Genomic DNA, 7,290 nt, shown 5'->3' on the forward strand with positions numbered 1-7,290 from the left:
GCCTCCCTTGCAGACGATCCATTCAGAAAACCTGCCCTGTACCGATAGCCAGCTTGCGCGGTCGAACCGGATCGGCGCGAGCCGTGTCGCCAATCGTTTGATCCGCGGTTGTCGCAGCAGCTGAAACCGTCGCAAAATCGCTTACCACCGTCCTCAATGGACCTGCCGGCGTTCTGGCCGTAGGGGCGCTGCCGAGAAGACGCAACGCCTGCGCGAGATCGGAAGCAGCCCTTCGAGATTTCTTCGCTTCAGCGACCTTGGTTTGCAGATAGGCTTCAATCGGATCGCCGGCAGCTATATTCCTCGTGTGTTTGTTCTCCTTTACCTTCATGATTTCCCTACGCAAGTTCAGGTTATGCGGCATGACCCGCCAGGCACCCTGTGCTTCAAGCACACCGAGTTCAGTGCCGTCAGCGAGAAAAGCGCGTACACAACGCAGATCGTCTGCGTTCATATAGACACGCAGCAACTCGCCAATGAGTTGTGCGCTGCAGGCGAGCACCGTGTTGGTATAGCGAACGCCAAACAGGTTGATGTGGGGTCGAACACCCAGCGCAAGATAGCCGCGCACACGGCAGCGACGGGCGGATTGCATCAGGCACAGCGTTCGTCGGCGGGCCTCTGGCAACCAGGTGAGCATGTGTCCCCTGCCGCGGACGAAGAATTCCATCGCTTCGAGCGGAGTGAGGCCGTTCAGGCCACTGTGCGGAGTGCCGTGATAACTCCCAATCGCGTACTCGATCAACTCGTCCAGTTCATCGATCGACACGTAAAGACGAAGATTACCTTTCGGATCGGCAAGCGCCCTGCGTAAATCTCGCGGATTCGAGCCTGTATAGCCGGGCAGTCGTGAAGATAGCCTGCTCGCGATCGTGCCGAAAAAGCGCTCGATGTACGGGCGATCGTCCGGACTGTGTTTCGGTCCTGCGTTGACGGCGCAGCCGACGAACTCGCATAGAGCGGCCAGCGTTTCAGTCGCCAGGTTGGCCTTCGCATTGTCCAGCCTGATCCATTCCCAGCTCACGTACGCGAGCTCCGGCAAACGCTGCGAAGCAAAGCCATCCTGTGGTGCACGGATGAGGCCGGGTATCTTGAAGTTGTGCAACGGATGGGGTTCAAGTGCATTCTCAATGGTCTTGATCACATCGTAACGGCAATATTCGCGAGCCATAACAAGGTGATAGCCGAGTACGACTCGCGTGCAGACGTCGATTATTACGAGTAGCCATACACGCTCCACCTCGAATTCGTGCTCAAAGCCCAGCGGATCCCGAACGATAACCTTCAGCCGGATGTCCAGCCGGTGTCCATCGAATTCAACAACCTGGTACGGCCGCGTAGCAGCGGGCGTGATCTCCCCGTCACTACGTGGCAGCCCTTTGAGGTGCGAGGCACCGGCAGCGCCGGCTGCCGTGCCGAAGCCGCGCAAAAGTTCCGCCTTGACTCGCGCTGACAGCGACCGAATGGCACGGTTCGCTGTGTTAAATGGATAGTCGGCGACCGTGAGGCCTAGCTGCCGGCATTCCTGCAGGAATCGCTCGTGCAACGATTGCAGACCACGCACACGGGTACGAAGACCGTCGACGGACGTTATCTGGTCCAGTTTTACGCGACGCTGCCTGATCTGCAGGATGAGCCATGCGCTGAGCTTCGGATAGCGCTCGAACAACAGCGAGACCGCGCCCACTCCCCCACCGCCTTGCTCGCCCTGCAAGTTTATGGGCCGCACACGCGTGTACTCCGTCACACGTGCATGGGCGACAAGCGCACGATAGCCGCAAATGCGACGCGCGGAGACGAGAGCAGGCAGCATGCGCTGCCAGTTGCCAATCCATACGCGCGCGGCTGCCCGTTCAGCAACGTCGATCCGACGCACAGGAAGAGCATCAGGGTCAAAATCAGGATGGGCCTGCGGAAAGCCACTGATGGCTTCGCCTGAGTGCCCTTCTTTTCGCGAGGTAATGTCATGGCGGCATTCGTAGCGACGTGCCGCTCCACCTGCACGGCCTTTTCTTCCCTGGCAGCACGCTGCATCGCGTATCGCAACGTTCCGGCGCTGATTTCAACACCGTCCTGGGCGATCTGCGGGACGATTTCTTCCTGTGTGTAGCCCTTTCTCTGTGCATCGATGATTTGAGGCTACATGGACCTCATTGCATCCCGGACGTTCACGCGGTGCTCATGCGCGGCCTTTTCCGGCAGTGCATCAAGACGGCGCGCTGCGGCGTCCCATTGCGCCTGGGTGATGCTTCTCGCCGCCGGCATGATTGGCTCCTGCACACGCCTTTCATGCCATCTTGCAAAGGGGACTGGCACGCGTCAATACCTGGAAACAGGCTCGAACCGGCGTGATGGAATGTGCTGGATTGAGTAGGACTTCTGTGGAATAACAAATCTTTCCGTCGCGTGCGCGCAACTTACCTGGATTTGCACGTCGACCAATACGAGTGCATCGGTCTTCAGTCGAATGATCACAGGCTCTGCGTTGACAACGGGCGGCACATGAAATCCGTCCGCGCCAATTTGCGTCGAATGATCGCTGGAGTTGATGTGACGTGTCAGTCCGATGCCATTCCTGCGGTACCGCGCGCCGAAATGTCTTTGTTCAATTTGCGCGAACGTCTGCATCCTCGCGCGCAGATGTTCATCTTTTTGCGCGACCATCGGCGACCACACTCAAAGGATTTGCAGATGACAAAAGAAAGAGAATAACAACGAGGGATGGCGGGATAGGCTGTCGCCGTTTTTAGGCGCCACAGGGAGCCAACGCTTGATTACAGAAGTTAGTCCGCGCGCCCATTTCGTCATCATGTTCGCCCCAGTCACCATCGTCGCTCATCGCATAGGGTTTACGCTCATAGCGGTTGCGAGCCGCTGTATATGGGTATCGGCCCAGTCTTGGCAACGCAGCGAGTGCTGTCTCGTACCGGTCTGTCGATCAACGATCTAGATGTCATCGAAGCTAACGAGGCGTTTGCCGCGCAAGCTCTGGCAGTGACTCGTGAACTGGGCTTCGACCCCGCGCGCGTTAACCCGAACGGTTCGGGTATCTCGCTAGGCCATCCGGTAGGCGCTACCGGCGCGATCATTACGATCAAGGCTATCGCGGAGCTTCAGCGCACTAGTGGTCGTTACGCACTTGTCACTATGTGTATCGGCGGTGGACAGGGCATTGCAGCGATCTTTGAACGCGTTTAACCCAAAATGAAAGGTACGCTGAACATGAGCAACAAGATAATTGGTGTGGTCGGCGCGGGTACTATGGGCAATGGCATTGTCCAGGTCGCAGCCGCAGCAGGCTTCGAGGTCGCTATGCTCGATGTCTCGGACGCCGCATTGCACCGCGGCCTGTCTACGATTGACAAGAGCCTCGACCGTCTGGTGCAGAAGGAAAAGATTAGTGCCGAACAGAAGTCCGCCACTCTCGGCCGTATCAAGACTACGGTGACGTATTCCGACCTCTCGAGTGCTTCGATCGTCATTGAAGCTGCTACCGAGAACGCAGACATCAAGGCGAAGATCCTCAAGTCGATTGACGAGTCAGTGGCCTCGACGGCGGTGATCGCAACGAATACGAGTTCGATCTCAATTACCAGGCTCGCGTCTAAGGTCTCGAATCCGAACCGTTTCATCGGTACACACTTCTTCAACCCAGTGCCGGTCATGACACTTGTCGAACTGATCGCAGGCCTCCAGACGGATGGCTCGACCCTCGATCTGGCGAAGGACTTCGTCGAGACTATCGGCAAGACGGCGATTGTCGCGAAAAACAGCCCGGGCTTCGCCGTCAACCGTATCTTGGTCCCGATGATCAACGAAGCGATCTTCGCGCTCCAAGAAGGACTGGCTTCCGCGGAAGATATCGACAAGGGCATGAAGCTCGGAGCGAATCACCCTATCGGTCCGCTCGCACTCGCAGACCTGATCGGCCTCGACACGTTACTGATGGTGCAAGAAGTTCTGTATGCGAGCTTCAACGATTCTAAATATCGACCGGCACCGTTGCTCCAGGAAATGGTCGATGCGGGATATCTGGGTCGCAAATCAGGCCAGGGTTTCTATCAGTATTAAGGGACCGACTGATCAAAGTCTGACTAAGAATCACAAACGCCTACATCATAATGTAGGCGTTGACGTCACGAACGAAGCTGAATGGAAACTCGCAGTTCAACAGGCTGTTGACTCCTTCGGCAAGCTCGATATCCTGGTCAACAACGCAGGCATCGTTCCAAAGGTCGCTCCTATCGAAGAGCGTACAGTAGAGGAGTGGGATCAGGTGATGGCTGTGAATGCGCGCGGCGTGTTCCTCGGTACGAAGATCGCTATACCTGAAATGCGCAAGGCCGGCTCCGGGTCTATCGTGAACGTATCTTCGATTGCGGCACTCGGACACCAGAATGCACTTTCCCAGGAGATCACAGTTCGCCTTCGAGAATGTAACGTCTCCATATTGCCCAAACAAATTGTTGGGCACTTCTAAGGGACGAAATTGCTTCATTCAGCTCGTATGATCGAAGAGGTGGTGAGGCATCGCCTAAAATCTGAGATTCTTTAATTCTGATTTAAGTCGTCATAGACGATGGCAAATGTATGTGTCTTGACTCACGAACGTTGTCTACTTTCTCACAATTCGCCCAGGAATCGCCTAGAATTAAATCCCATCCTCTCCACTCGGAGGATTTGTTATGAAAAGAATCACCTCAGTCGCATTTGGGATTCTGCTCAGCGCAAACGGCATTGCGTCCGCATTTGCACAAGCCTCCACATCACCGTACGATCCGTCGACATCCAAAACCCGCGCCGAAGTTATTGCAGACGCGAAGCGTTGGTTCGCCGCCGGTTTCGATCCTTTGGACACCTTCCACTATCCCAGTACCGCAATGAAAGCGTCTCGCGTCCTCTCGGAGCAACCCCAGCAACCGGCAGGTTCCACTCAATAGTGCCAACCATTGTTCTTTCGCTTGAAATCATCTGCAGAGATGTATCGCACGAAACCAGCCTCGATTCTTGGGCTGGCTGTGCTGACAACGTCCGTCCTAGTGTGGGTACCGCTCCATCAACGGGAAGGCCTCGCGCCGTAGTTCGCATTCGCCGCACTTGCATTCGCGTTTTGACGCAGTTGCCATCTCCGTTGATGTCGGGTTGATTTCGAAGGGCTCACCAAGATGCCGCCTGAAGGCGGCTTCGCTGTCTGCCGAAGCGGTTTCGCCATACGCCCTAGGGCTCGGCATTTCCCTGAGCGGACTCCAGTAGCCGCGTGTCTGGATGGCGGCCAGCGCCTCGTCGAGGATCTTCTCCTTGCTAAAAGTGAATGGGACCTGAGATTGCACCGAGCGAAATTTCCGGATCGTCCACGAAAGCCGCAGTGCCCCGCTGCGATCCTCATCTTGTTGTAGGCATCACAATATTGACCCAACGATCGTGCCGGACTCCGCCTTTTCGCCTGTCCGGCGTTGCGTCAATAACGTCGCAGATTGAACGAGACTTCAGCGTTACTGCTATGCGCTCCCCGCCGACATTTTCATTCCGCGCGCCGAAGGCCGCCTGCGCGCTCGACGCCACCAACGAGTACGAAGCGGTGCAGACCTGGCTCGCCCTGCAGGAGTCCCCCGCCACGCAGCGCACCTACCGCAAGGAAGCCGAGCGCCTGATCCGGTGGGCAATCGTCGAGCGCGGCCGTGCGCTGTCTTCGCTCACGACGGAAGACGCGATCGCGTATCGCGCGTTCCTGCGCCACGCATCGCCGCGCGCCCGCTGGGTCGGACCGGTGCGGCCGCGCACGTCGCCGGACTGGCGACCCTTCAATGGCAGCCTGTCGGCCCGTTCGGTCGCGCATGCACTGTCGATTCTGGGCGCCCTCTTCCGCTGGCTGATCGAGCAGCGCTACGTGCTCACCAATCCGTTCGCCGGCGTGAAGGTACGGAGGCCAGCGGCGTGAACGTGCTGGATACGTCGCACGCGTTCAGCGAGGGCGAATGGGCACCGGTGCGCACGATCGCCGATGGGCTCGAGTGGTCCCATGGCTGGTCCGCCCCGGCCGCACAACGGCTGCGCTTCCTGCTCGACTTCGGTTACGCGACGGGCCTGCGTGCAAGCGAACTCGTCGGCGCAACATTGGGACACATTGAGACGGATGCGCGCGGCGATCACTGGCTACGCGTCACCGGCAAAGGCAAGAAGCTGGCACGCGTCGCGCTGCCGCCGCTCGCGTCGGAGGCACTCGCGCGGTACCTGGTCGAACGCAAGCTGCCGATCGCACCGGTGCGCTGGCGGCCAGAAACGCCGGTCGTCGGCAGCCTTGAGGCGGAGAGCGAGGCGGCGATCAGCAGCGTGCGGCTCTGGGGTGTGCTCAGGCGCTTCTTCCTGCTCGCCGCGCAGGCTATCGAAGCCGATCATCCGCCGCTGGCCGAGAAGCTGCGTCGCGCGAGTCCGCACTGGATGCGCCATACCCACGCGACGCATGCGCTCCGACGCGGTGCGGAACTGACGACCGTGCAGGACAATCTGCGGCACGCTTCCGTGTCGACGACGTCGATCTACCTGCATAGCGATGAGGTGAAGCGCGCACGACAGATCGGGGATGCTTTTTCTAGTGACAGACGCCGGTAGTCAGGGCGCAACCGACATTGAGAACCACTGGCTTCCACGCAGTCCGAAGCGGCGCGCTATGACCAGCAACCCGCCATCTTCACCCGTACCCGAAACGCATCACCTGTGCAAAAATCATCGTGACCTGATCAGAAGCGCCGTCCTTGCCGCCTATGGAAACCGTCGAACTTGAACCGCAGGTGCTCGCCAGTCGCCTTGGCGTGACATTTTCTCTGGTCTTCCAGAACCGCCCGGTCGAATGCATGATCACGATCGCGGCGCTGGAAGCGTATTTCTGGCTCGAGCCACGCGCAGGCGACGAGTGCATTCTCAAAACCTTTCGCGATGGCTACGGCCGCATCCGGGCGATAGCCGAACGGAAGCTGCTTGCCCATCCCGCAGCACGACTTGAGCTGACGCCGGCAGATTTCTCGCGCCCCTGAGACACCGGTTGTCGCCTGCGGGGTATCCTTCAGCTCACATTCCAGAATCAACTCCGACACCGCGCGCGCAGCCAGACCGCAGTCGGTTGGGCGACATGTTCGCGGCTCGCAAATGAAGGCGCTCCGATGGAAGTGAGCCGCCCCGGGTTTTCCGGAGACCGTTTTGCTTGCGTCATGCCACAGTGACAGACTCAGCGAGATTTGCATAGTAAGCGGCTTCTGCCTCGGCAGGTGGAATGTTGCCGATGGGGCCGAAGAG

The 7,290-nt window shown here is 58.5% G+C and carries 6 protein-coding genes and 3 pseudogenes; 7 read left to right on the forward strand and 2 right to left on the reverse strand.

The window, feature by feature from the left end; all coding sequences use genetic code 11:
- Nucleotides 1–22: 22 nt before the first annotated feature.
- On the reverse strand, nt 23–1,831 hold the full coding sequence (locus AB3X86_RS35845; protein WP_368599616.1) for an integrase: 1,809 nt from the start codon (nt 1,829–1,831) through the stop codon (nt 23–25).
- Nucleotides 1,832–2,502: 671 nt separating this feature from the next.
- Here AB3X86_RS35845 and AB3X86_RS35850 point away from each other — a divergent pair.
- From AB3X86_RS35850 to AB3X86_RS35870, 5 genes and pseudogenes are all read left to right on the forward strand, one after another.
- The gene (locus AB3X86_RS35850; RefSeq protein ID WP_368599609.1) at nt 2,503–2,712 is read left to right on the forward strand and encodes a hypothetical protein; all 210 of its coding nucleotides are present in this window, start codon (nt 2,503–2,505) and stop codon (nt 2,710–2,712) included.
- 138 nt (nt 2,713–2,850) lie between these two features.
- A pseudogene (locus AB3X86_RS35855) lies at nt 2,851–3,198 on the forward strand (acetyl-CoA C-acyltransferase); the annotation flags it as partial.
- 24 nt (nt 3,199–3,222) lie between these two features.
- The gene (locus tag AB3X86_RS35860) at nt 3,223–4,071 is read left to right on the forward strand and encodes a 3-hydroxybutyryl-CoA dehydrogenase (protein WP_368599610.1); all 849 of its coding nucleotides are present in this window, start codon (nt 3,223–3,225) and stop codon (nt 4,069–4,071) included.
- Nucleotides 4,022–4,480 carry an SDR family NAD(P)-dependent oxidoreductase gene (locus AB3X86_RS35865; RefSeq protein ID WP_368599611.1) on the forward strand — a complete coding sequence of 153 codons (459 nt, stop codon included), beginning with the start codon at nt 4,022–4,024 and terminating at the stop codon, nt 4,478–4,480. Before AB3X86_RS35860 ends, AB3X86_RS35865 begins: the two co-directional genes overlap by 50 nt.
- Nucleotides 4,481–4,685: 205 nt before the next feature.
- Nucleotides 4,686–4,940: a DUF4148 domain-containing protein gene (locus tag AB3X86_RS35870; protein ID WP_368599612.1), complete on the forward strand. Its 255-nt coding sequence runs from the start codon at nt 4,686–4,688 to the stop codon at nt 4,938–4,940.
- Nucleotides 4,941–5,129: 189 nt separating this feature from the next.
- Here AB3X86_RS35870 and AB3X86_RS35875 read toward each other — a convergent pair.
- Nucleotides 5,130–5,330: pseudogene (locus AB3X86_RS35875) on the reverse strand (phenylacetic acid degradation protein PaaN); the annotation flags it as partial.
- 191 nt (nt 5,331–5,521) lie between these two features.
- Here AB3X86_RS35875 and AB3X86_RS35880 point away from each other — a divergent pair.
- Nucleotides 5,522–6,609: pseudogene (locus AB3X86_RS35880) on the forward strand (tyrosine-type recombinase/integrase); the annotation flags it as partial.
- 152 nt (nt 6,610–6,761) lie between these two features.
- Nucleotides 6,762–7,031, forward strand: coding sequence for a DUF1488 family protein (locus tag AB3X86_RS35885; RefSeq protein ID WP_368599613.1), 270 nt, complete (start codon nt 6,762–6,764; stop codon nt 7,029–7,031).
- The last annotated feature ends 259 nt before the right edge of the window (nt 7,032–7,290 follow it).

Origin of the sequence: Paraburkholderia sp. BR14374 (genome assembly GCF_040948685.1) — a bacterium.
Lineage (GTDB): Bacteria > Pseudomonadota > Gammaproteobacteria > Burkholderiales > Burkholderiaceae > Paraburkholderia > Paraburkholderia youngii.